The organism is Mesorhizobium sp. M2A.F.Ca.ET.039.01.1.1 (assembly GCF_003998035.1).
Classification (GTDB): domain Bacteria; phylum Pseudomonadota; class Alphaproteobacteria; order Rhizobiales; family Rhizobiaceae; genus Mesorhizobium.
Window position 1 is genome coordinate 1 of sequence record NZ_RZRY01001427.1, and the last position, 606, is coordinate 606.

Here is a 606-nt window from a genome sequence, read left to right on the forward strand (position 1 = left end):
CGCCGGGCTCACCTAGGCCAACGGGTGCGGGAAATCGCACAAGGTGTCGCGGCAATGCACCGCGGCAAAGCCAAGTGCGTTATATGGTCAGGTGAGCCTGCAGTGATAAACGATTCCAACATGGTTAGCCGGTTTCGCAGCACCGTGCTGGAGGTGGCTGGGCCCGATGCTTTTTCGCAGGACATTTCGCGCAGCGGCAGCGATGATTTCGGCTTCTACGCTCAATGCATACCCTCCATCTATTTTTTGTTCGGCAGCGGTGAGCCCGGCAAGAACTCTGGCCTCCATACACCGACTTTCGCTGTGTCGGACGAAATTCTCATTCCCGCAACTGAGCTAGCCATCACGTACTGTTTTGCGCTGCTCGAAGAATAAAAAAACCGTTTGGAAACAAGATTTATTGGATCGGCAGCCGATGTGTTGCCCGTATCTCGAAGGCGGCGCGTGATCGCGGCCCGATCGCCCGAGCGATTATAGCGATATTCGTGGCTTTGCACCTCCGCTTATTACCACTAAGGGGGAGCAGAGGACGTGTGGGGCAGTTATGCGGCAAGAACTGTTTCATCTGGTTCGTGATTGTCTGATTGTCGTTAGCCATACGGGACA

1 protein-coding gene is annotated in these 606 nt (G+C 54.8%); it reads left to right on the forward strand.

Translation table 11 applies throughout. The annotated features are described in order from the left end of the window. On the forward strand, positions 1 to 375 hold a 375-nt coding region (locus EOA24_RS40255; protein ID WP_127410936.1), incomplete at its 5' end, for a M20/M25/M40 family metallo-hydrolase. Positions 376 to 606 lie beyond the last annotated feature (231 nt).